Source organism: Alteromonas sp. R7, from assembly GCF_055755235.1.
The window spans coordinates 41,436-65,091 of record NZ_JBVTQX010000011.1 but is presented as its reverse complement, the minus strand read 5'-3'; the positions used below and the strand labels follow the sequence as shown (position 1 = coordinate 65,091).

At 44.9% G+C, this 23,656-nt stretch carries 17 protein-coding genes; 7 read left to right on the top strand and 10 right to left on the bottom strand.

Going from position 1 to position 23,656, the window contains the following annotated elements:
• The first annotated feature begins 209 nt into the window (after positions 1 to 209).
• From AC0J2X_RS16635 to AC0J2X_RS16625, 3 genes are all read left to right on the top strand, one after another.
• On the top strand, positions 210 to 1,439 hold the full coding sequence (locus AC0J2X_RS16635; RefSeq protein ID WP_014977371.1) for a porin: 1,230 nt from the start codon (positions 210 to 212) through the stop codon (positions 1,437 to 1,439).
• Between the two features lie 200 nt (positions 1,440 to 1,639).
• On the top strand, positions 1,640 to 2,500 hold the full coding sequence (locus AC0J2X_RS16630) for a hypothetical protein (protein WP_069944931.1): 861 nt from the start codon (positions 1,640 to 1,642) through the stop codon (positions 2,498 to 2,500).
• 272 nt (positions 2,501 to 2,772) lie between these two features.
• On the top strand, positions 2,773 to 3,432 hold the full coding sequence (locus AC0J2X_RS16625; RefSeq protein ID WP_014950680.1) for a response regulator: 660 nt from the start codon (positions 2,773 to 2,775) through the stop codon (positions 3,430 to 3,432).
• Between the two features lie 56 nt (positions 3,433 to 3,488).
• Here AC0J2X_RS16625 and AC0J2X_RS16620 read toward each other — a convergent pair whose 3' ends face one another.
• The 8 genes from AC0J2X_RS16620 to AC0J2X_RS16585 form a co-directional block, all read right to left on the bottom strand.
• On the bottom strand, positions 3,489 to 6,002 hold the full coding sequence (locus tag AC0J2X_RS16620; protein WP_472996224.1) for an ATP-binding protein: 2,514 nt from the start codon (positions 6,000 to 6,002) through the stop codon (positions 3,489 to 3,491).
• Complete coding sequence (nosP, locus tag AC0J2X_RS16615) at positions 5,989 to 7,179, bottom strand: nitric oxide-sensing protein NosP (RefSeq protein WP_342325749.1); 1,191 nt, start codon at positions 7,177 to 7,179, stop codon at positions 5,989 to 5,991. Before nosP ends, AC0J2X_RS16620 begins: the two co-directional genes overlap by 14 nt.
• Positions 7,148 to 9,244 carry a 4Fe-4S binding protein gene (locus AC0J2X_RS16610; RefSeq protein ID WP_342318056.1) on the bottom strand — a complete coding sequence of 699 codons (2,097 nt, stop codon included), beginning with the start codon at positions 9,242 to 9,244 and terminating at the stop codon, positions 7,148 to 7,150. Before AC0J2X_RS16610 ends, nosP begins: the two co-directional genes overlap by 32 nt.
• A gap of 40 nt (positions 9,245 to 9,284) precedes the next feature.
• Positions 9,285 to 10,802, bottom strand: coding sequence for an acetaldehyde dehydrogenase ExaC (gene exaC, locus AC0J2X_RS16605; RefSeq protein WP_014950684.1), 1,518 nt, complete (start codon positions 10,800 to 10,802; stop codon positions 9,285 to 9,287).
• Between the two features lie 142 nt (positions 10,803 to 10,944).
• A complete protein-coding gene (locus tag AC0J2X_RS16600; RefSeq protein WP_014950685.1) occupies positions 10,945 to 11,622 on the bottom strand; it encodes a response regulator transcription factor in 678 nt (225 codons plus the stop codon).
• On the bottom strand, positions 11,619 to 12,878 hold the full coding sequence (locus AC0J2X_RS16595; RefSeq protein ID WP_342318055.1) for a sensor histidine kinase: 1,260 nt from the start codon (positions 12,876 to 12,878) through the stop codon (positions 11,619 to 11,621). Before AC0J2X_RS16595 ends, AC0J2X_RS16600 begins: the two co-directional genes overlap by 4 nt.
• 180 nt (positions 12,879 to 13,058) lie before the next feature.
• Positions 13,059 to 14,375 carry a methyl-accepting chemotaxis protein gene (locus AC0J2X_RS16590; RefSeq protein WP_342318054.1) on the bottom strand — a complete coding sequence of 439 codons (1,317 nt, stop codon included), beginning with the start codon at positions 14,373 to 14,375 and terminating at the stop codon, positions 13,059 to 13,061.
• A gap of 532 nt (positions 14,376 to 14,907) precedes the next feature.
• Positions 14,908 to 15,792, bottom strand: a complete 885-nt coding sequence (locus AC0J2X_RS16585) for a LysR family transcriptional regulator (protein WP_014950688.1) — start codon at positions 15,790 to 15,792, stop codon at positions 14,908 to 14,910.
• A gap of 98 nt (positions 15,793 to 15,890) precedes the next feature.
• Between AC0J2X_RS16585 and AC0J2X_RS16580 the strand changes: the two genes are divergently transcribed.
• From AC0J2X_RS16580 to AC0J2X_RS16565, 4 genes are all read left to right on the top strand, one after another.
• A complete protein-coding gene (locus tag AC0J2X_RS16580) occupies positions 15,891 to 17,390 on the top strand; it encodes a CoA-acylating methylmalonate-semialdehyde dehydrogenase (RefSeq protein ID WP_171338530.1) in 1,500 nt (499 codons plus the stop codon).
• A 14-nt stretch (positions 17,391 to 17,404) separates the two neighbouring features.
• Positions 17,405 to 18,280 (top strand): 3-hydroxyisobutyrate dehydrogenase, encoded by an 876-nt coding sequence (gene mmsB, locus AC0J2X_RS16575; RefSeq protein ID WP_216600855.1) that lies wholly within the window; start codon positions 17,405 to 17,407, stop codon positions 18,278 to 18,280.
• Positions 18,281 to 18,810: 530 nt separating this feature from the next.
• Complete coding sequence (locus AC0J2X_RS16570; RefSeq protein ID WP_171338531.1) at positions 18,811 to 19,533, top strand: lipocalin/fatty-acid binding family protein; 723 nt, start codon at positions 18,811 to 18,813, stop codon at positions 19,531 to 19,533.
• A 70-nt stretch (positions 19,534 to 19,603) separates the two neighbouring features.
• Positions 19,604 to 20,368 carry a zinc-dependent metalloprotease family protein gene (locus AC0J2X_RS16565; RefSeq protein ID WP_014950692.1) on the top strand — a complete coding sequence of 255 codons (765 nt, stop codon included), beginning with the start codon at positions 19,604 to 19,606 and terminating at the stop codon, positions 20,366 to 20,368.
• A 74-nt stretch (positions 20,369 to 20,442) separates the two neighbouring features.
• Here AC0J2X_RS16565 and AC0J2X_RS16560 read toward each other — a convergent pair whose 3' ends face one another.
• Both AC0J2X_RS16560 and AC0J2X_RS16555 read right to left on the bottom strand, forming a co-directional pair.
• Positions 20,443 to 22,473: a BCCT family transporter gene (locus AC0J2X_RS16560; RefSeq protein WP_342318053.1), complete on the bottom strand. Its 2,031-nt coding sequence runs from the start codon at positions 22,471 to 22,473 to the stop codon at positions 20,443 to 20,445.
• A gap of 215 nt (positions 22,474 to 22,688) precedes the next feature.
• The gene (locus AC0J2X_RS16555) at positions 22,689 to 23,588 is read right to left on the bottom strand and encodes a LysR family transcriptional regulator (RefSeq protein ID WP_014950694.1); all 900 of its coding nucleotides are present in this window, start codon (positions 23,586 to 23,588) and stop codon (positions 22,689 to 22,691) included.
• Positions 23,589 to 23,656 lie beyond the last annotated feature (68 nt).

Below are 23,656 nucleotides of genomic sequence, written 5' to 3'. Positions count from 1 at the left end.
ACTTTTTCACAGTAGTCGCGTTTTTTATGATTTTTACATTTAATTTTCCCGCTACTAAAGAAGGAGATTAACACGCCTTACGGCCGATGGTTCAAAATTCAATAGAACCTATTATCAATTTACTGGACACCGAAAGTATTAAAACCAGTCAAAAATAAAAACAAAAAGCCACTGTAATTAATCAACACTACCAAAATTGGGACAGTAAAATGAAAAAGAATACATTTACAAAAACCTGTTTATCTATTGCCATTTTAAGCACAGTCAGTAGCCATAGTTTTGCCCAAGACGAGCCCTATTCATGGAATATCTCTGGATGGATAAATGAAGGCTTAACCTATTACGACGACGGTGTGGGTAGTGATGTGGCACAACTTTCAGACAACGGTACAACGCTAGGCAGCCGTATTACGCTTTCAGGAAATTATAAACTGGAAGAACAAGGCATGGACGTGGGCTTTGAGGTCATTATTGAACCTCTTTCAGGCGCACCGAACTACGCCGGTGGTGGCCATCAAACCCCGCTTTTGTTTGCCAATCAGGATAACTTAGACACCTTCAACGGCGGCGACATAGGCCTGTTGGGCAGTAGCCTCTACTTTGGTGGCGACTGGGGTAAAATCACCGTTGGTTTACAAAGCCTTCCCACCGATAACATTGCCGTTCTAGCCGATCCCTCTGGGACAATCTGGTCGGGAATTTCTCCATTATTTAGAGCAAATGGCTTCTTTATTCGAGGCGTAGAAGAAGGTTCAACCAATGTCGCGTGGGGTCAATTTGCTCAGTGCTTAGCTACGCCTGGCTTGGGTATTGGTATTGACTGTAACGGTATATATCGCAACGGCGTGCGCTACGATCTCCCTCAAATGGGCAACGTGAGTATTGCAGTAGGTTATGCAAACGACGAAATTTACGATATTGCGGTTAAGTATGCGGCTGAGCACGAAGGCTTCAAAACTAACCTTCATGCAGGTTACTCAGTGAATAAAGATGGGGGTAGCAATGTTGGGGGCAACAGTTCAACTACGCTACAACTGCAAGCAGGGCTCATGCATATTGAGTCAGGTGTATTTGGGGTAGCCACTTATCAGATGGAAGAGGCTGACGACGCGATTGTTGGGTCGGGTGACGATACGGATGCCTATTACTTTAAAGCAGGTATTAGAAAACAGTTTAATCGCTTTGGTGATTCTGCTTTCTATGCTGAATATGCCAGTTATAACGACCAATACGGCATGGCTCATTTAGATGGCGTTACCGGCTCAGAGCTTAGTCAGTGGGGTGTTGCAGCAGAACAATATTTTGGCTCGCGCTTCTTGGTGTACGCGAAATACGAAAATCTAAGTTTAGATATTGATGGTTCAGAATCTGCGCAAGGAATTTATAACAGCGCAGAAGACTTAACCCTAATTCAACTAGGTGGCACTGTGTTCTTTTAATTGAGAATTAAAAATCAGTCATATTTTAACATTGAACTTATATCCAATTACTCTGAAATTTAAAAATTACTCGATTCATTTAATTAATGATAAAAAAATGATTAATTTTACACTTAAATAAGAAATTAAAATTAAGCTAAAAGATATGACATAAAAAAGCGAGATTGACTCTCGCTTTTCCTATTGAAAAAGGAAAGATCATGAAAAATATATCTCTATTTTCATTACGTTCAGCTCAACCCATTCTGTTAGCCCTACTCTTCATAACGACAGTACATATCGCAGACGCACAGGTCATATTTCAGGAGGACAAAAACAATTTTATTCGCCTTGTTAAAAAGCAAAACGAAACAGGCAGTGACATGCGTGCCAACCAACACCCCTTCACGCTGCAAGAGCAGGATGTATCCGCCATACTTAGCGCTATTCAGGTGGTTAAGAACAAAAATACGTCAACACCGCTTTTTTCCAACGAACAAGTTGCGTTACTTGCCGCCTATCTGCCTGAGGCGCTGCGAACAGCGACTGCTCAGCAAGACGTAATTTTTGCCCTTAGTAAAGAGAAGCGCTATTTGGCAGGCCTTAAAACTCAAACGTATTACGTTGCAGGCAGTATTTTCGTTGCAGACGACCAGCTCAATATTCTTATTGGCGAGTTCGACAAAGTAGCCAATAAAGCCTACGAAATGGCTTATGATCCTACTTCTCAGGGCTTGGTAAAATACGACTTTGATTTTGGTAACCGGAAACAAGCAAAGTTCTCATTCGATTCCCCACTTTCTTTTTCCGCACCTGGTATAGAACTGAAAACGAAAAATCGCTTCGATTGGGTGGTCGCACCGACTCAGCTGGCATTTGAAGCACCTGTAGAAAAGGAAACACTTTCCCCAGCGAATAGGGAAAACACACCCAGTAAGAAAGACGTAGCTGGCTCGGCCCCCTTACCAGCAGAAAACGATATCGTTGCTCGTTTTAAACGGTTAGACGCACTAAAAAAGGCAAACCTAATTAGCGAAACAGAATACGCCGAAAAAAGAAGGCAGTTACTTGACGAGTTATAGAACGAAAGTCCCGTCAGTACTGGTCTTACGTGCTTTTTTATTATAAGCCATTGGTCTTATTAGGCCTGATTTAATGTTATATTAATGTTAACATTGTAAACACGTGAAGTGACTGTTTAGCTTTTAATATTTCGGAGAATTTGGTCACTTTGAAGCGTTTCATTTACGCCATAATTTTGTCTTACTAAAAGGCTTATGTGTGAATAAAACGCCAGCCCAAATAAGTCACAAGGCCAGCGGCAAATGTCGCTTTTTTAGCTGAGGGAAAGACCATGCACCGTATCTTGATAATTGACGACCACCCTATTTTTCGTCACGCAATGATTACTATCTTAGGGAAAAAGTTTCCCGACTCAGAAACCCTCGAAGCCAATTCAATTTCTGAAGCGTTAACGTTGCTAGAGCAAGACGCGAAGTTCGACTTAATCATGCTTGATTTAAATATGCCGGAAACCTGTGGCTTAAACGGACTTTTAGAAATTCGAAACCAACACCCTAATGTACCTGTAGTGATTATTTCCGCTGAAACGGAAAAGCAAAATATACTGCAAACCATTTCTTATGGTGCCGTTGGCTTCATTTCAAAAAGCAGCAAGATTGAAGAAATCGCCACATCTATCGAGAGTATTTTTGAAGGGAACGTGTGTTTACCATCAGAGATATTGAGAACGCCGTCTACCAGAACACGCATGACCAATGACAACGGTATTTCGCCTGAGCAAATTCGTTCATTAACACGAAAAGAGCTGACTGTACTGAAATATCTAACTCAAGGGTTAGCCAATAAAGTGATTGCCTACGAGCTTAATATTTCTGAAACCACGGTTAAGTCTCACGTCTCATCTATTCTCAAAAAATTAGGCGCCAGCAACCGAGTAAAGGTTGTGGCCAGTGCCGCGAATATCGACTTTAACCAATACGTATTTAATTAAGACCTGTTGATCTTTGCGGTGCACCGAAGATTAACAGACCCCATGTTCCTATACTTTTAGCCATTCAAGCTTGAGACTAGCGCCGCCTTAAGCACCTCGGAGTTAACAGGTTTGTGCAGCAGCTGAATGTCGGTGCCTTCAAGTTCATTCGCTAACGCTTTTGAGTGATTAGCGGTGCAAATCATAATGGGCATTGAAGGCGCGATTTTTCTTACGCGTTTCGCAATGTCTAAACCGGTTTCTTCTTCATCTAGGTGGTAATCGACAATAAGCATGTCGCACTCGTCAAAACTGCCATTATTTACAGCACTGCATTGTTCAAAACCTGAGAAAGTGTCTACTTCCATGTCCCAGTTTGCGAACAACGTTTGCATAGCAATGCGCATATTCGCATCGTTATCAATGTGCCATATATGCTTATCCAAAACGTAATCTGGTAACGATGGCTCCAAAGTATAAAGATAGTCTTGTTCCTGACTCGTATCACACACTTCGGTAATAGGAATGGTCACCGTGAAACATGCGCCTACGCCCTCTTTCGAGCGCACTCGAATATCGTGCTCTAGCAACTTACTCATTTTATCTACAATGTATAATCCCAGACCCAAACTGTAAGAGTAGTTAAAATCGTTTTCTAATCTGGAAAACTCTTTAAAAATAACTTTCTGATCGTCTTCGCTTATACCCACACCTTGATCATAGATGCTAATTTCTAGGTTCTCATTCACCTTTCGTGCTGCCAGTAACACCTTGCCGTTGGCACCGTATTTCATTGCATTTATTAGTAAATTTCGCAATATTCGAGAAAGTAAGTTCACGTCTGTCACCACGAAAGCTTCTTTCAAGCGATAGCGAAAATCTACACTGTAGTCTTTACTGATATGCGTAAACTCTTCGGCTAGCTGCATAAGTAACGGCAATACATTTTCTTGCTGCTTATCGGGCTGTAACACCCCAGCGTCCAGTTTGGATGTTTCAATAAGCGTGCGAATAAGGCCATGTAAATCAGACAGTGAATTATCGAGGGCGGTAACAATGGGGCTGGATGAACTATCCACTTGATCTTTCAATGTTTCGTTGAACAAGATGGCAGCGCTAAGGGGCTGCATAAGATCGTGGCTAATAGCAGCCAAAAATTTGCTCTTTGAATCAATCGCTTCTTGAAGGGCGATGTTGGCGTGATTGAGTTCACGGGTACGCTTTTCTACATTCGATTCTAATTGGTCTTTAGCCGCTTTAAGCTGGAGCTGGCTTTCTACCTGCTGCGACACGTCTGTTGCCAAGACAAAGTGCCCGGTGATATCGCCAGACTCATTGAAATGAGGCAAATAAACTTTCTGTAAAAAGCCAACGTCGCCATGAGCATTTTTTTCTTTGCTTTGAAAGCTCACCACTTCGCCTTGGTTAACACGGCGCAAGTACTGAATAAGGTTGGGGTAAACCTCTTTCAGATGGCTTCGATCCATAGGCATATCATTAATGTCTTGCTCACTAACGCCATACCAATCGCGATAACCTTTATTGGTGTATTGAAACTTTTTATCGGTACCAATGTAAGCAATAAGCGCCGGTACATTATCGGTTATCATGCGGATCCAGCTTTCGTTTTGCTTCAGCGTTTCCGCGTAGTGATGCTGCGATGTAACATTGGTAAACGTGCACAGCGTATTGCCGTCGGGCAGTGTAGTGATGTTGCGTTCAACCACCAGTTGCTCGTGGATAATCTGGGTACTTGGCCCCACCGGGTTTAAGTTAAGCCCGCTCCAGTGACGGTTATTTTGAAGGGCATAAATATTCTTACTGTTTACCAGTACGTGCTGGGGCACGTTTGACTGGGTCAAAAACGTGTTATTCCAAAACGCAATGCCACCTTCTTTATCAATGAGCAATATTCCAACTTCAATATTATCGATAAGGCTTTGCAACAGCTTGTTTTTCTCTTTAATGACTTGCTCGTAGCGATTTGATTCCAGCAATTTTACTTCAGTGATGTCGTTAAACAGAATAACATTCCCGCCTTCTTGCGTGGGCCGATTGGTCAGTTGATACCATCGCCGGTTTGACAACTGATAAATCATCCTGCCTTCGACATCAGCAGGCAGGGCGCGGCGAACAACCCCAGAATGCTTGGCAGCTTGGGTGATATCGTAATAGTTATCGCCAATTTTAGGGGTAATGGAAAGGTCATCCCAAACGGTTTCAAAATGCCGATTAAAGAAGATGATCCCGCCTAGTCTATCTAGCAACACCATCGCCTGATTGGTGCTTTCAATAGCGTCGTGTAAACGCTGTTTGACCTTATGGGTTTCTTCGTGAGCTCGCACCAGCTCGGCATTTGACTTCTCCAGCTTTTGCAGTACTGACTGCAGCTCCTCTGTTTTCTGACTCACTTTTTCAGAAAGTTGAACCGAATGTTCGAAGGCGCGATAACTGTGATGATTAAAACCGCCCTCTTCCATGCGATACATCAGTGCTGCGTTTATTTTCTCAAGCTTTTCGTTTTCACGCCGTTGTTCGTAAAGGGCCTTTTGGAGCGCTTGCACGTCGGCAAATTGATTATTGGGCTGCAAAATACACCCCCGTAAACGTTTGGTTCAAGTGAACCGAATGAATATGCTCTCCATAGGCATTGAAGCCCGCAACGTTATACATTTGCTGTAGCCGTCTTATTTCGTGGTCGTTTTTGCCCTGTTGAATTTCGAGCCTTCGCAAAAAGCAATCGCAAGCATAGACAAATTCGGGCTCGCCAAGCTGAGCGCGCAGTTTGTCTAGTTTACTTTCTAATGCTTCAATGCAGTCACCCATCTGAACAAATGTAAGAATAATGCCAATATCTACCGCGCAGTAAAAGGTAATAGCGTTAGTGGCCAAATCTACTTTTTGAATAGAGCGGATGAAATATTTGCCACCTACCATCACAGCAAGGGGAAACATGGAAAACACATCAGGCGTTAAGTCTTCAGCTTTCATTCCTAATAAACTGGCGTAATACTGCGCTGCTGGTTCACCGTTAATCTCATACACGGTTCGCGACTCAGGATCGGCGTGGGTGACCACCAGCTTCGATACAGGAGAGTTAATGTGATCAATGGAGAACACGGTGAAGGGCTTTCCCGTGCCAACAAGCAACAGTACTGCTGCGTCTCGATGAAACTCACCGTTGTAAAACACATAGGTGGCTTCAAGTTTTAAATCGTCGCCAGCGCTCCCGCCTAAGTGTGGAATATTGCCAAATGCAGTCGCAAAGGTTTCTAGAAAATGTTCCTCATGGCGGGTAAGTCCATCGAGCACAGAAATAACGAAGTGCTGCTCTGTATCGTAACGACGCTCCCTACCCTGCAGGGCTCGGCGCAAACCACTGGCAATATCATGGGCTTCATCAAAGTTTACTTCACCTAAATTAGGCACCAATGCTGTTGCAATAGAAAATTCGTTTTTCAAAAACGCGACGGCCAAGAGTTTTTCTGTTCCGTAGCCGTTTTTATTAAATTCTCCAGCACTGGTGCAGCCAACAATGTTCACGTGCGGAAAACGTGCGGAGATTTCCTTTGCTACGGTGTCTAAGTCAAACAGCGTGCTGGTATGAAAGAGTAATAGCTCTATTTCATCGCACTTAACGTTGGCTAAAATCTCATTGGCCACATCACGGCAGGCTTCTTTAGCACCGTATAAACTAGAATGGTTGTCATCGTTAACCTTGCTATTAGCAGGTTGACTAAGTGCGGACAGGATTGAGGTTTTTGACACGCGTTGGCACCTTTTTCTTTTTATATTTATCGATTTTGCACAAGTCAGGGTTATCTAACGTAACCACACACTCAAGGCACTGAATACATTCAGCATAGTCAATGCTGCCGTCTTGTTCTATAGCATCAATACCACATTTCTTTTGTTTGCACAGCTGACACGGATTACCACAGGCATCTTTACGTGTAAGCAATTTAACTAAAGGGAAACGCCCCAAAATGGCAAGCCCCGCTCCCAACGGACATAAATAGCGGCAGTACACTTTATGAATTTTTAAACTAAGTAGCAGCAATAAAACCGAATACAGTACAAAAGGCCAATATCGAACAAAGTGTAGGGTTATGGACGTTTTGAACGGCTCTATCTCAGCGAGCTTCTCTGCAAGGTTTAGCGAATAAAATGAGCACGCAACAAGCCCTATAAGCAACCCATATTTAATTTTTTGTGCCCGTTTGTGGTGCTGTGGCTTAATTCTAATTTGTTTTATCCTGAGCTTTTCAGCCAGTATTCCCATCATTTCCTGGAGTGCTCCGAAGGGGCAAAGCCAGCCGCAAAATAGTCCCCGCCCAACGATAAACAACGAGACAAATACAAAGCTCCACAAAATAAAAATGACCGGGTCGAGAAGATATACCTCTAAGGAAAATCCGTCGACAATATCCAGTAGCAGCGTGTATATGTTGACAACAGACAGTTGCCCTTGAGCGTAAAAGCCAATAAAAAACAGCACGAACACAAGGGAAAATGCCCGCACTGTATGCACAAACTTGGTGTAAGGCGTCAGCCTTTGCTGGAATGCAAAAAACAACGACAGCGCTACAAGATAAACAACGGTGATGCTTATCGTTAAGGTTCTGTCCCTCCAAATTTTCTGCCACAACGGAATGGGCTTCGCTAACTGAGCCTCAGGATTTTCCATAAATAGTTCACTAGGCAGTGTCACTTTCAAAGGGAACAGATGCTCATCTTGCTCGAAGAAACTCGGCTTAAACGGCACACTAATCGCTATTTCCATTTCTTGGTCAAGTGACAGCCCACCTTTCGATTTTACTCGAAGTACTTTGATCTCGTTGTAGTCGGGCAATGCTTGTGAAAATGCGGGGTCATAGAAGCTATAAAAATCGATATCGCGGATAGCTGTGGGAAAGCCGCCTTGAGATACCCGTAAATGCTCAGGTGTGGTTTGGGGAATAAACTCATCGCTGATAAAACTGAACCCTTTCGTATTCAGTACCATCAGTGCCATTTCACCCGGATTTAGATTTTCCTGTAACCGAGCAAATTCCTCTTCATCTAGCAGGTTTTTCCCCACAACAGGAAGACTTAAAAACGCATAGTAGTGTTCGGCAATGATGTCACCATCAAGAGCAAACTCGCTTTGAATATCGTCAACCGCCCGAACCACTTCTCTCGAAAGCCCTTCGGTATTTTGCTGAGTAATCTGGTGCTTTTGAATGTAGCCCTTGTCCACCAATTCGCTAAAAGTAAGAGGTTCGTAAAAGTCTGGATTGATAATATTGTTGCTAGGCGCAACAAAGCCATCGAGCTTAGCTCTGGCAACGGCTAATGCAGATGTCACGATGGTATCGTTGATAACCAGCACCGATACGGTGGCCTTCGTAACCCCATCAAAGTAGGTAGCGTCTTTGCCTACATTGCTTTTACCACCAATGATAAAACGTTCTTTGACACTGTGCCCTTGATATTGAGCAACGAAATCAAACATGGATTTCTCGCCAAGCCCGTGCAAAAAAATCGGCTCGCTATGCTGCTTGACGAAAAGATCGACCACATTGCCTTGTGTGTCTAGCCCAATCACTACATTAACTGGTTTGCCTGAAAAGCCTATGAAGTCGACAAAGTCATTCGACTCAAAAACATATCCGAGTAGTTGCTGAAGCTGATAGACCGGGGTTACCTTGATGTCAGTGTGCATCTCCCCCACGCGTGTAGCGTTGGGAAATATTTTGTAAATGTCTTGTGGAATGTCTGTCGCGTCAGACTGCGCCAACACATTGGTGCTGAGAAACAGAAAGAAAATGATTGAGGAAAATGCGATGCGCATAAAAGTAGCGGGCGGCGGTAGGCGCCGCCCTCAGGTTTACTTAGAAGAAACCAAGTGGGTTGATGTCGTAGCTTACCAATAGATTTTTTGTCTGCTGGTAGTGATCTAGCATCATCTTGTGGGTTTCGCGGCCAATGCCCGATTTCTTGTAGCCGCCAAACGCAGCGTGAGCTGGATACAAGTGATAACAGTTCGTCCATACGCGACCCGCTTCAATCGCTCGACCCACGCGGAATGCTACATTCGCATCGCGGCTCCATACACCAGCGCCAAGTCCGAAGCTTGTATTATTAGCAATCTCAATCGCCTCTTCTTCGGTTTTGAAGGTTTGAACAGCGATTACCGGACCAAAAATCTCTTCCTGGAACACACGCATGTGGTTTTCACCCTTCAAGATAGTCGGCTGAATGTAGTAGCCTCCATCAAAGCCAGGTAGCTGCTCTTTCTCACCACCAGTGACAACCTGAGCCCCTTCTGACTTACCGATATCGATGTATTTAAGGATCTTTTCGAACTGCTCATTAGATGCCTGTGCACCTACCATGGTGTCTGTGTCTAGTGGGTTGCCACGTTTGATCTTCTGAATTTTTTCCAACACTTTTTCCATGAATGCATCATAGATGTCTTCGTGAATAATCGCTCGAGAAGGACACGTACATACTTCACCTTGGTTGAAGTATCCAAGCACTAAACCTTCCGCACACTTATCAATAAATTCAGGCTCGTGATTCATGATGTCTGGGAAGAATAAGTTTGGCGACTTGCCGCCAAGCTCAACGGTAGATGGAATAAGGTTTTCAGCAGCACAGCGAAGGATATGTCCGCCAACAGGTGTAGAGCCAGTAAACGCAATTTTTGCGATTCTTGTGCTTGTTGCAAGAGCCTGTCCGGCTTCTGCCCCGAACCCGTTAACGATGTTTAGTACACCCGGTGGTAGTAGGTCTTGGATTAGTTCGGCGAACAATAAGATAGATACTGGCGTTTGTTCTGCTGGCTTTAGCACCACTACGTTACCGGTAACAAGTGCTGGCGCAAGTTTCCATGCAGCCATAAGTAGCGGGAAGTTCCATGGAATGATTTGCCCAACAACACCATAAGGTTCGTGGAAGTGATACGCCACCGTGTTTTTATCGATTTCACCAATGGTGCCTTCTTGGCTTCGAATACAGCCTGCGTAATAACGGAAGTGGTCTGCGCACAGCGGAATGTCTGCATTAAGCGTTTCGCGAACGGCTTTACCATTGTCCCATGTTTCCGCAACGGCAAGTAGCTCTAGATTTTCTTCAATACGATCGGCAATTTTCAGAAGAATGTTAGAACGCTCAGCTACTGACGTATCTGCCCAGCCCTTTTTCGCAGCGTGAGCGGCATCTAACGCAAGCTCAATGTCTTCAGATGTTGAGCGTGGGATTTGTGCGATGTCGCTGCCGTCTACTGGAGATGTTGCGGTGAAGTACTCACCTTTAACCGGTGCTACCCATTCGCCATTGATAAAATTACCGTAGCTTTCTTTGAAGCTTACGACCGAACCTTCACTACCTGGCTTTGCATAAATCATAAGAAGTACCTTTTGATAACTTTGCGCGTACCACGCGCACTAACTTGGTTTGTTGTGTAGTTTGATAATGGTACTTTTACGTTGTACCTACCATGATGCGATAGACCGATTTGACTCCTACTTTAGGAGGGGAAACCTATGGCTACTTCTCACTCTTCTCGACAAAAGACACCGATTGAGACGCTGAAAGCTCTGCATCACCGATATAACCGTGTTTAGCCGCAATGGCTGAAAACTGGGAGGGCACCGCGTCGAGCTTTCGCTTAATGACTGTGAGCGCGTTAGAGACAGTCTTAGCCGATAGTCCCAACTCATCAGCAATATCGAAGCGGGATTTATTCATTGCTATCGCAATAAATATTTCGAACTCACGTTTTGTTAATTTGGCAGCAATGTCCACATTGGTATCGAGAAGTTGATTGGCTAAATTTACCGCCAGGCCTCGCTCAATATACTTTTGCCCTTTTGCGACGACCTTAATTGCCGAGATCAATATTTCAGGCGAACTACTTTTACTGATGTACCCCATAGCACCGGTCTGCATGGCGCGGTGCAATATGACGCTGTCTTCGAACATACTGAAAAAGATAATTTTTAAATCTGGATGTCGCTTCAAAAAAATCTTGGCTAAAACAAGGCCACTTTCATTTGAAAGGTTTATGTCTAGGATTAAGATCTCAATGTCACTACTGGCTAATAAACGATGGGTTTGCGCGCCGTTTTCAGCATCAAAAATACGGCAATCGGGCATCATCGCATTGAGTAAAGCCTTATATCCTTCACGCACCACAGCGTGGTCGTCGACAATTAGAATATTCATGCGACGTTAGCGCCCATAAGAGGAGGCATTTTTTTAAGGGTAAGGGACAGCGATACAGCAACGCCGCCATCATCGGGTGAAGTCACACTGCAATTTGCTCCTATACAACGTGCTCGGCTGCGCATTGAAGACATGCCAATATTTTCTACAATGTGGTTCCCTAATCCCCGACCGTTGTCTTTGACCATCACAGAAACACGATGAGTATCGCCATAAATTTGAATGCTAACCTTGGTGGCCTTCGCATGCTTAATCACGTTGTTAATGGCTTCTTGAGCAAATCGGTAAAGATGAATATCTCGCTCATTATCTTCTTGATAGCGCTTTAGATTAATTGACACGTCCCACTGCGTATCGGGCTGTGCTACTTCTTGTTCGTACACCAGCCGCTCAAGCGACGACTGAAGAGAGACTCTATCTAAAACAAGCGGGTGTAGGTGAGCAGTGAGTTTTCTAATTGCATCGCTTATTTGATGTGACATCACTTGAACCTTCTGCGCCGACAGTTCAACAACAGATCGCTCTTTCGCGTTAACCAAAATATAGGCGTGGGCTTTTATCGTGGTCAGCAACTGCCCAACATTATCGTGGAGCTCTCTGGCGAGGTAATTACGCTCTTGCTCTTGGAGAAGCGCTAGCTGCTTGTCTATTTTTATGAGCTGCTTTTCTTTTGATTTAAGTGCATTTTGCAGATGCTTAAACTGGTCTAACACCCTGTTCATTTCGGTGATATCTGAATGTGACAGGGGCTGTGATTCCTTGCCTTCTCGTAGCTCAGATAACGCGTCAGCGAGCTGATTTAGCGGCACTAACCTTTGCTTAACCGCCACTTTTAACGTAAACAGCAACAGGACAAAGGTTGCGAAAAACAGTCCCGCCACCAAGGCAAAAAAAGTGAGATTCTGGGTGAGTTCAGTAGCATCAAAAGGCGTAACAATAAGATACTGATTTTCCTGAATTGGGATGATTACAGGAGTGAGTGCAGTACGTTCGGTAGTCGGCATCACTGAGGTCTGCTCTGCCTGAAGGCGCCCCGTGAAATAATGGGCGGATAAGTGAGGGCTAGGCTCTACAATCGCTTCGATATCAGCAACAGGGATATTGAGGTTGACCATTTCTCGCACTTGATTAAGCGCGCCCGTCATCTCTTCCTCAATGTTATCTTGTATGTGGAAGTAGACCAGACAGGTAAAAACCAAAAAGCAGCCAATGAATACGGCCACTATAGCTGTAGATATTTTCGTAAAACCTGACATAACCGCCCCTGCAAGCCTTTTATTACAGGGTTATGCTATACAGGCTACGTTAAAAAGCACATCCTGCAATAGGGGCGAATTCATCCTACCAAGGTAGGATGAATTCTGTTTTGAGCGATGTTTTATTTGGTAAGAACTTAGACAGTTTACACTTATCGGTAAGCCTGTTTCTCTGTGCTACTAGCTTCCCAGTCGACTGCTGAATTGGCCTACTGCATCAACGACTTCTTTTGCACCGTCTTGAATTTGTTCGATAACTTCACCCGCCTCTCTGGCGTAGTTGAGCCCTGATTGCGCCTTTTCATCACCTTCATTAACCAAATTTACTGCGTCGGTGGCCAATGTCTGGTTGTGTTTAACCACATTGATGATTTCTTCTGTGGCTTCGGTTGTACGCGATGCTAACTGACGCACCTCGTCAGCAACTACAGCGAAACCTCGCCCCTGATCGCCAGCACGTGCCGCCTCAATCGCAGCATTTAGAGCAAGCAAGTTGGTTTGTTCGGCAATAGCACTGATACTTCCGATAATAGTGGCAATTTGTTGAGACTGAGCGTCCAACGCATTAATCCCCTCTTTTGCCCTATCCATTTGCTGCGACAGCGAAGACATTTCAGAAAGCAGTTCGCTAATGACTTCCTTTCCTCGCGTGGCGATTTGATCCGTAGTGTTTGAAGAACGGTAGGCGATATCAGCAGCACTGGACACGGCATTTTCTCGTGCCACCTGCTCAGTAATATCAGTAGCCAGCTTAACCACTTTATACATACGACCGTGAGAATCACAAATCGGGTTATAGGTGGCTTCCAGCCAAATAGTGTTGCCGTGAGCGTCGAAGCGTTCGAATCTACCTGCGACGAATTCACCCTGAGCAAGTCGTTCCCAAAACGTTTTATATTCGCGCGAATTTGCATACTCGGTATCACAGAAGATTCTATGATGCTGACCTTTAATGTCGTTAAGGCTGTACTTAACGGCTTTTAGGAAAGCTTCGTTTGCGTCCTGAATATCTCCGTTTAAATCGAATTCAATCACCGCATTTGACTTGTGTAACGCGGCCACCAAATCTTCGTGCTCTTTCGAGTTGGCTATTGTGCGCGTGAGGTCGTTGAGGTTGACTGAGAATTTGTGAATATTCCCTTTTCCGTCAAAAATAGGTTCAACCACGCCCCTTAACCACGCTTCTTCACCATTTTCACGAAGAAACTCAATCGCCCCCCAGTAATGAACACGCTGCTCTAAAGAATCTTTCAGCTTTTTAAAGTGAGGCGTGTTTCTGGCAATCTCGGGAACAAATTCAAAGAAGCAATGCCCTTTCACTTGAGAGAGTGAGTAACCTAGCTCTTTCTCGAACATCTCGTTGACGGCTTCAATTTCACCACGCTCATTAAGATTGAGAAAGATCATTTCTTCGCGCAGGCCATCTCGCACTTGCTTGAGTATATGTAGCTCCTCGCGAAGCGCTTCGTTTTCTTTCACTAAGTGTTTATTGAACATAGGGCCTTCCCTGACAGAGAATTACAGTAATATGCCGTTTATCGGCAGTAACTAACCTTGCCTTAACGATAATTTGATTAATCTACACAAGGTTTAGCAAACGGTTCGCTAGACAATGTCCTTTTAACTAGGGCCTGTTGACCTTTGTTGTACATTTTTGCAGCAGTCTGTGTGCCATCTAGACAAGGCGAATGTTTGACGGTTTAGTGGTTCTAAATCGAGAACATTCAACGCAGTATAGATGGCACAAAGGCGCTGCCCGAAGGGGTCGTTATGGAAGCCTTTTACTCTTTGTCACAGTCCTTTAACTTAGCCCGCTAGGCTTGCAGGACTGTTTCGCGATTAAAAGGCTTCCATTTAGACCAAAATTCGTACACCAAAGGTCAACAGGCCCTAAGACGTGTCGGCCTAATTTATTAAAGCCTAGACCACATTCAGCCACTTGTATTAATGCGTGGCGAGTTTTTCGACGCTGCTACGCTATTTTTTACATATTTACCCTGCAAGAGACAGTAGATAAACGTCTAATTTTTTAGTCGAGAAATTTTGAATGGTATTGCGTAACTTTATCTGTAAGCCATTTTGTAAATACCTGAAAGCGTGCTTGAGAATGAGTTTCTTTGTGTGTGGCCAGCCAGAATGTACGCTTAATGTGAATCTCGTTTTCAATGAGTCGAACTAAGCCTGGCTGAGTTTCAGCCATAAATTTAGGCAAAATGCCTACTCCTGCGCCATTTACAAGCATTTGATACTGCGCATTAATACTGGTGCTGCGCAGCGCACTTAATTGTGACAAAGCTGTCTCTTCAATGAACTTTAATTGAGGCGCATACACCAAATCGGGCACGTAACTCACTAAATTGAAGGCGGTGAGCTCTTGTAATGTTCGTGGTTCGTTGTCGCTGATAAGGGACTGGTGGGTATAAAGATAAAGGTTATAGTCAGTTAATTTTTGTGTAACCAGCAAGCCTTTACTGGGCTTTTCTAACAAGATAGCCATATCGGCTTCTCGTTTGTTCAGGTTTAAAAAGCCGCTGGTTGCCACAAGCTCAATACTGATCCCCGGATACTGCTTTTTAAAATCGGGTAGTAAAGGCGCTAAAAACCAGCTACCGAAACCTTCAGAAACACTCACTCTGATCGTACCTGCCAAATGCGAGCGTTCATCACCTAATTCATTTTGTGCCTCTAGAAAGTAATGCTCTGCTTTTTCAATATACGTAACTAGCTCACTGCCATGGGTGGTAAGCACATACCCCTTTTTAGTTAGCTCGAACAACTTGCAATTTAATGAGTCCTCCAGTTTTTTTACACGACGAATTAATGTCGTAGGGTCTACTTTCAAGCCTTTAGCTGCAATAGCTACACGACCATTTCTTGCCAAACCAAGAAACAAACGCATGTCGTCCCAATTCACTTAAACACCTGCATTTTTACAGCACCATACTGCAAGTATATGTATTGTCTTTGCAAACACAAGGTTTCAATATTGTTAAAAATTACAGGAGCTATGTCATGAGAAAGATTGTTCACTTTATTGCAGGTAAAGATTTTGAGGATAGCAGCGAAAATACCGCGTCGGTATTTGCGCCTAACACCGGTGAAGTACAGGCTGAAGTAAGCTTGGCTAACACTTCAACTTTGGCCTATGCAATTGAAACAGCTCAAGCTGCACAGGTTGAGTGGGCAGCAACAAACCCTCAACGACGCGCTCGTGTTATGTTCAAGTTTAAAGAGTTGGTTGAAGCAAACCGCGATCGCTTAGCGGCACTATTATCAAGCGAGCACGGTAAAGTGTTGGTTGATGCGCAAGGTGATATTCAGCGTGGCCTTGAAGTTATCGAGTTTGCCTGTGGAATCCCTCATGCGCAAAAAGGTGAATATACCGAAGGCGCAGGCCCAGGAATCGATGTGTACTCCATGCGCCAAGCACTTGGTGTAGTGGCAGGTATTACGCCATTTAACTTCCCGGCCATGATCCCAATGTGGATGTTCGGTGTGGCAATTGCCTGCGGTAACGCGTTCATTTTAAAGCCATCAGAGCGCGATCCGTCAGTACCTGTTGAACTGGCAAAGCTTATGATCGAAGCAGGCCTTCCTGCAGGTGTACTTAACGTTGTACACGGTAACAAAGAAGTAGTTGATGGTATTTTAGATCATCAAACTATTAAGGCGGTGAGCTTTGTAGGCTCTTCTGATATCGCTAATTACGTGTACGAGCGTGGCGCTCGTGCAGGTAAGCGCGTTCAAGCCATGGGCGGCGCGAAAAACCACGGCATCGTAATGCCTGATGCAGATCTAGATCAGGTGGTAACCGACTTAGTTGGTGCTGCATACGGCAGTGCCGGGGAACGCTGTATGGCGCTACCGATTGTCGTTCCGGTGGGCGATGAAACCGCTGAGAAACTGAAAGCCAAGCTTATTCCGGCTATTAAAGACATTATGGTAAGTCATAGTGAAGATCCTAACGCTCATTATGGCCCTGTGGTTACTGCTGCTCACAAAGAGCGCGTTGAAGGCTATATCGACCTTTGCATAGAAGAAGGTGCTGAGCTTGTTTACGACGGCAGAACCAGTCAGATCCCAGACGACAGTCAAGGCTACTTCATCGGCCCAACGTTCTTTGACCACGTGACCAAAGACATGCGTTCATACCAAGAAGAGATTTTCGGTCCAGTGCTTCAAATGGTGCGCGCGAAAGATTTCAACGAAGCAGTTAACTTAGCAAGTGACCATCAATACGGTAACGGTGTAGCTATGTACACCCGTAACGGCCATGCGGCGCGCGAATTTGCGCAACGTGTAAACGTGGGCATGGTAGGGATTAATGTACCTATTCCTGTGCCAGTTGCTTACCACACCTTTGGGGGCTGGAAGCGCTCTGCATTTGGTGATACCAACCAGCACGGTATGGAAGGGGTGAAATTCTGGACCAAGGTTAAGACCATTACGCAGCGCTGGCCTGATGGCTCAGATACGAACGACAACGCCTTTGTTATTCCAACCATGGGCTAAGTGAGGAGACTATTATGACCACAGTTGCATTTATTGGCCTAGGTAATATGGGCTCAGGGATGGCAGATAACCTGGTTCAGAACGACTACAACGTATTGGCTTTTGACTTAAGCGAAGCGGCACTGGCCAAAGCCAAAGAAGCAGGGTGTACTATTGCGCAAAGTACCGAGCAAGCTGCTGCTGAGGCCGACATCGTTATCACTATGTTACCAGCAGGCAAGCACGTAAAAGATATCTATTCAAATCAGATCTTGGCTTCTGTCCGCGAAGGCACCTTGCTTATTGATTGCTCCACCATCGACGTAGAAACGGCGAAGAGTGTGTCGGAACTGGCAGAGAAAAAAGGCCTTAAAATGCTGGATGCGCCGGTTTCTGGTGGTGTTGCAGCGGCTGCGGGCGGCACACTCACGTTTATGGTGGGTGGCGACGCTGATGCATTTGACAAAGCCCATGGTGTACTTAGCGCAATGGGCAAAAAAATCGTTCATGCGGGCGGCCATGGTGCGGGACAAGCAGCAAAGATTTGTAACAACATGTTACTTGGCGCGACCATGATTGCGACGTGTGAAAGCTTCCAGCTGGCACAAAAACTAGGCTTAGATGCGCAAGTGTTCTTCGATATCGCGTCAAATGCCTCGGGACAGACATGGTCAATGACCACCTACTGCCCTGTAAAAGGTGTGGGGCCACAAAGCCCTGCTGATAACGATTTTGCTGGCGGTTTCGCTTCTGCGCTTATGCTCAAAGACTTGGGGCTGGCCATGCAGGGCGCGAAGGGCGTCAACGCGCAAGTACCTATGGGTGAGCTTGCTGCAAAGTGGTTTGAAATGCATTGCGAAGAAGGCAATGCAGGGATGGATTTCTCTTCAATAATCAACCGATTAGCGTAAGAGAAAACCAACAGTTCTCCGACGGCTACTTTCCCTCAGAAAAGGTGGCCTTCTTACTGAGCGAGTAAAGGATTTTACTCGCTCTTTTTTATCATTTCCCTACCTATCTCGCTTGTTTTTGCGCTGTTGTTACCTCGCAAGCTCCCTTATTAAGTGGAATTGTTCCTTTGTTATTTGGTGTTCCCTTTTCATCATCCAGAAGCCATTTTTAGGTGGCTTATTCGTTCTCACTCACATGGTCAAAACGAGCCAATTCGGCGTTCGGTCTACATCTTGCAATCCCGTATTTAGCCTAAGAAATTTACACTGCATTAAAGGGCTAAATTTTATACACCCCTATGCAAAGCGATACTTTTATAACCGTGAAAATATTATACGTTTTAATGACTTACTTAATTCACTAAGCAATTTCACTAAACACATTGGTTCTCTATATCGCTCACTTAGAGCGCGCTTTGAGAAGCAGAGTGTCGCTAATTTCTAACGTTTAATTTCCTAAATTCAGTAAGTAAAAATAAAAGGAACACACTATGAAAAAGCGTATTGTTGCCGCTTCGACGGCAATTGTAGCTATTGGTTGTATTTTCGCCTTTATCGATACAGCCCCCTCGGGCAAAAAAGAGGTAGCAGCGGCGAATGCTGAGACAAAACCTGTTGGTAAAGAAAGCGCTGTTGAAAGGCAACGAAACGGCAAAGTGTTATCGACAGGTGTCGATAACTTCAAACCAAAAAATGAAGCCGAGCTAAAAGCTCAGGCTACAACTACTACTAACGGTAAATCAGAGAAAGACACCATCGTCTGGACAACATCAGAAGATGGCAAAAAGGTACTTGAAGCAGAAGGCTATATTCCCGCTGATGTAACCGATGAAGCTTACATTGAGCTTGATCGTGAAGAATTAATGACGGTAGAAGTTGGCGAGTATCTCGATTTATACATCCCACAGTTCGGTGGCAGTTACACCGGTGAAGTTGACCACGTTGTCACTCATCCAAACGGCGATCGTACCGTAGAGGCCCACATCCCAGGTGCGGGCTCTCTCTACGCCGCTGTTATAACGCTTGGCGAAAACGCCACCTACGGAAACTTAGCCACGCCTCGCGACGTGTTTGTGCTTGAAGGCAATGATAAATACGCGTGGATCGCACCAAAGTCTTCAATGATGCAAAACCACATCGAACGTGAACCCGACAGCGAACGCCCGCTTAGCGACGACAACGCTGAAGAAGTCTTCGATCTCGGCCAAAACTAATCCCCTAGTGCCTGTTGAGCTTCACAGGAAATTCAACAAGCTCAAATAAAACAACAAGAAGGAAATAAAAATGAAACACACATTTAAGTGTTTAACGGCAATGGCAGTTTCACTGCTTTGTGCAACATCAGTAACAGCAGCCACCATCGATGTAATGGTGCTTTACACCCAACCTGCTGCAAATAATGTGTCTAATATCGACACTAAAATTAACCAATACATCTCACACGCCAACCGTGTTTATCAAAATAATGCGGTAGATTTACAGTTGCGTTTAGTGGGCGCTCAGTCTTCTGCTGCTACATCTAGCGACCTTCAACCTACCGAAAGTGCGCTAGACTTGTTAACTGATAGCAGTGGTGTGCAAAACGCACGATCTTCAAACGGCGCAGACATGGTTGTGCTTTTAGGTAATCGTGAAAACATTTATGAAGGCGGCCAGCTAGTGGGTTACGTGTGCGGCATTGGCTGGGTAGGTCAAGGCAACAACGGTACACTGTACTCTAGCTCGCAAAGCCGCATGTACAGCATTAGCGCCGTTGATTGCGGTCTGTCCACATTTGTTCATGAACTCGGTCACAACATGGGCTTAGGCCACTCTGTTCGCCAAGGCTCAGTAGGCGGTGTATATAATGATGGTATCGGTCACGGCGTTGATAATAACTTCTCAACTATCATGGCCTATCCTCAGGCATTCGGTAGTGCCACCCAGCTCGACTATTTCTCTGACCCTTATTGGTCAGGCTGTAATGGCCAAGCCTGTGGCGTTGAAAACGAATCTAATGCTTACCGCGCAGTAAATGCGGTTATTAACCAAATTGCTAACTACTTCTAAGTAAGTAATTAATTAGGGGATAAATAAGGGAAAGCAGCCTTGCTTTCCCTTCAACCTAAACCCCTGCGGATTGTTTACTCTTTAGGCTGCGTCAACATGTCATCATACGCATCCATTTCCCAAGGCAGTTCGCCTGGGCTGGTATCGAGGAAGTGCAGATAACTTTCGAACTGATCTAAGATGTCCTTAGTAATACTCTCTTTGTCATATCCGTAAATATCGTAAGCTTGCCCTCCGCGGCGAAGGAATACTTCAGCGCGAAAATATTTTTCCGACTCGTCTTCTTCTGAACGCAGCTCTGCGTAGCTAAACCCTGGCACTAAATATTCAGTCATACGAATATCGTAGATAAAATCCATGTGATCGTGACGCTCAACAGTGAAGGTGGCCCTTCCCGTTTCCTCATCAAGCTTAACAAACGCCTCCCACTCTCTCGCTTTCAAAGCAGCTTGTACGTCTTTCATCGCTGCAATCACAGTTTTATCAATAAACTCATGAACCTCATTTCGGCTTGGGTAATCGACCATTGCTGCGAGTCGGCCTTTTAGGCTAGTCGAGCGACCGTGGTTTCTATTAAGCGTATTCGCCTTCAAACTGTTGTTTCGGTAGCCTTCAATGACAAGCGCACGCCATAGACCTGCTGCAGACGCTAGCATAATGAAGGCGAATGGTAAGGCGCTCGCAATGGTCATCGTTTGCAGAGCATTCAGCCCGCCAGCCAACAGCAACACTGCAGCAACAGTTCCTTCCAGACACGCCCAGAAGATACGCTGCCAAACCGGGCTTTCTTCTTTACCACCAGAAGCAAGAGAATCGATAACCAGCGACCCTGAATCTGATGACGTCACAAAAAACGTAATGATCAATAACACGGTCAAGCCTGACATGATTGACGCGCTAGGTAGCAAGTCATAGAGCTTAAATAAGGCAACCGCTTCGTTTTCCTGCACATCGCTAATGAGTGTAATAACACCTTGGTTCATAATGGCATTTAGCGCGGTGTCGCCAAACACGGAAAACCAAAGGAAGGTGAACATGGTAGGCACAAGCATTACACCAAAAACAAACTGCCTAATGGTTCTGCCTCGACTTATTTTGGCGATAAACATGCCTACAAACGGCGCCCAAGCGATGGTCCAGCCAAAAATAAACAGCGTCCAGTTGCCAATCCAATCGCTGCGACTGTAGGCCTGAAGATTAAAGGTGCGCTCAATGATGCCGTTGATATAACTTCCTGTGTTCTGTAAAAAGGTTTCTAAAATATGAACCGTTTCTCCGAAGATAAAAACGGTACTCATAAGCGATACAGCCAGAACCATATTAAGAATTGATAGCCTTTTAATGCCCTTATCCATGCCCGCGATGACCGATATTGTTGCGGCCATGGTTACGATAGCAATGGTGCCTACCTGCACCATGATATCAATGGGGATATCGCCAGAAAGATAGTTAAGCCCCGCATTGATCTGTGTAACGGATAGTCCGAGTGTAGTGGCGATACCAAATAATGTACCGAGAATGGCGAATACATCTACCGCATGACCTATAGGGCCATAAATTTTATCCCCTATCAGCGGATACAAAGCCGAACGGATAGACAAGGGCAAGCCATGTCGAAAAGCAAAATAGGCAAGAACCAAACCGACTAGCCCGTAGATCGCCCAGATGTGAAAGCCCCAATGAAAAAATGCGATTTGCATGGCTTGTTTCGCCGCATCAACAGTTTCAGCTGCTCCTGCAGGCGGTGAAGAATAGTGTAGAACAGGCTCTGCTACGCCAAAGTAGAGCAGCGCTACGCCGTAGCCTGCTGAGAACAACATAGAAAACCATTCAGGAAAGCTATATTGAGGCTCTGCATGATCGGGCCCCAACTTTATGTTTCCCCAGCTAGATGATGCTACCGATACAATGAATACCAAAAAAATAGCGACCGACAACATGTAAAACCAACCAAAGGTTTCTGTAATCCATGCCAATGTACTGTCGAAGGCGTCGCCGGCAAGTTCGGGGTTGCTGATGGTTCCGATCACCAGAAGCAAAATAATGACGACGGCGGGGAGAAATACAGGAAGAAGAATGGTGGAGTTGTTTACTTGGCCTTTCATAGCAAATCCCTTTTCACTGACAGGTAAGTTGAAACCCTGCGAAAACTTAAAAGCTGCTTTTTTCTACTAGTGAGGATTTGCTTTGGTTCAGATAATTACCCAGATATATTCTTTTCTTGGCGCTACAGACCGTGATTTCAATTAAATAAGGTGCTCTAAGCGGCAAGAACCTGCTCTGAAAAAAGAGATTAACGGGCGTGATTGCCTCTGGCTTATCAAAAATAATCAGACATAGATAGATAGCGCTGCCTGATATGTTCAATTAACAGCTTAATTTTTCGAGATGGCTGGCGGCTGTAAGGATAAACGGCATAAACGCCTAACACCTTACCTACCCGCTCTGGAAACAAATCGACCAGTGTTCCATTACATAAATCTTCGAATACCAAACATTTAGGTACGTAGGCAATACCTCTACCAGCAAGGGCTGCTTTGCGAAGCGCCCCTGCATTGTCACTTGAAAATGCGCCATCTACGGTGATGGTGTAACTGCCTTGAGACGACGTAAACTCCCACTCCCTTGCGCCGGATGTGTGGTAGGAATACAACAAACAGTTGTGAAAGCTCAAATCCTCTGGTGCTTTAGGCCTGCCCTTTCGTCTAATGTAATCCGGCGATGTGCAAACCACCCAATGGGAATCTAAAAAGTGCCGTGCGATCAGACTTGAGTCTTCCAAATATCCCGTTCGAATAACAAGATCAAACCCTTCCTCGACTAGATTTACAAATCGATTATCTAGAGACATATCAACGCTTAGCCCTGGATGAAGGGTACAAAACTCAGCTACCGCATCGGCTAACAGTAAATCGCCCGAAATCGTTGGAACCGACATTTTAATGTGTCCGGATATTTGTTCACTGTATCCAGAAATTGTGTCGATAGCTTCCTGCGTGGACGCCTTTACATTCATGGCGCCTTGCTTCAAAGCTTGACCCGCTTCGGTAAGCGTGAGTTTGCGAGTAGTGCGATACAAAAGCTGCGTTCCCAGCTCTTTTTCAAGCTTTGCTATTCGCTTACTGACTACCGAGTTGGTAATGTTGTTCGCCTCTGCCACTTTGCTAAAACTGCCCATCTCCGCAATTTGTGCAAAGAGAATTAAATCGTCTGCTCTCACGTTATTACTTCACTTTTGGAAAAGATAAATTTCATTGTTGCCGTATATCCCTAAGGCGAGAAACGTTA